Origin of the sequence: Pseudoalteromonas sp. NEC-BIFX-2020_015, from assembly GCF_012952265.1 — a bacterium.
GTDB classification, from domain to species: Bacteria; Pseudomonadota; Gammaproteobacteria; order Enterobacterales; family Alteromonadaceae; genus Pseudoalteromonas; species Pseudoalteromonas neustonica.
Genome location: NZ_JABCJL010000079.1, coordinates 1 through 972, shown reverse-complemented (window position 1 = coordinate 972; position 972 = coordinate 1). Strand labels below are relative to the sequence as shown.

Annotated in this window: 1 protein-coding gene; it reads right to left on the bottom strand. The window is 34.6% G+C overall.

Annotated elements, in window-relative coordinates:
* Positions 1-112 precede the first annotated feature (112 nt).
* On the bottom strand, positions 113-370 hold the full coding sequence (locus HH219_RS21620; protein ID WP_169328600.1) for a hypothetical protein: 258 nt from the start codon (positions 368-370) through the stop codon (positions 113-115).
* Positions 371-972 lie beyond the last annotated feature (602 nt).

Sequence of the window (972 nt, the reverse complement as noted above, 5' to 3'; positions counted from 1 at the left end):
CAACCAAACTTACTTGACGCTTTCTTGCAATAGCCATAGAACACCCTGTTTATTTTTAATACTAACCTAAAGCTAGTAAAAAACATGAAAAATGCAAACTTTAGGATGGGTGTCATCTTTGTTTGTTACCTGCCCACTCGTATACATTACCTAGCCATTGTCTGTGCCAATTAGCAACATTTTGAAAAGAAAAAACGTCATCTTCTGGCTCTGGCGTTGTAAATATTTTTTCATATAGTTTAACTAAAAGAATAGCCTCAACATCATCCATCTCTGCTGCATCAACAATCGCTAACTTGTTCGCTAAAACTAGTTTTTCAGATCCTAGTTGATATTGCGCTTCAATAGAGTCAGTCTCGTATTTAGTCATTTAATTACGCCAGTAAAATGACTAGTGTAAAAGTGCTTAACAACCAATGCAAGTAACCTTGGTAAAGACAGTAAAGACAAACAAAAGACAAAAACACCCGAATTCAGGTGCGCATGGTCTCAGACATAGCTATGCTCAAGAAAGAGTGGTTGAGCTCAATGCGTTAAGATTTAAATATAAAATGGCCCTATAGATCGTTTCACAAGAGATGGGACATTTTAGGCCTGAAATTACCGAGGTTTATCTCAGGTAAGCTCTCCTTAATTACTTGACTAATTATTCCACTATTGTAAGTTGTTAATACATTAAAGATTAAGTAGAAGGATTTACTCATGCCTGGTGCATTCGCTCATATAACAGCTGCTAACTTAGCAACTGATAATAACGCTCTTTCAAGAATGAATATTCCAAATCAAGCAAAATTAATTTTAAGAACGGAAGACAAATAAGACAGCCACTTTAATTTAACAAACATTGCTGCTCCTTTAAATTTACTTTTTAGGCTAATAATTTATCTTTTATTTCTAGGTTGCTTTCATTCCATCCATTAAATGAGTTAATAGTACTCTTAAGCCTAAATTACGCGCATGAAAATGACTGCA

Bases quoted from the DNA above. Each gene is read 5' to 3' on its own strand.
- HH219_RS21620 (WP_169328600.1), bottom strand. From the start codon at position 370: ATGACTAAATACGAGACTGACTCTATTGAAGCGCAATATCAACTAGGA.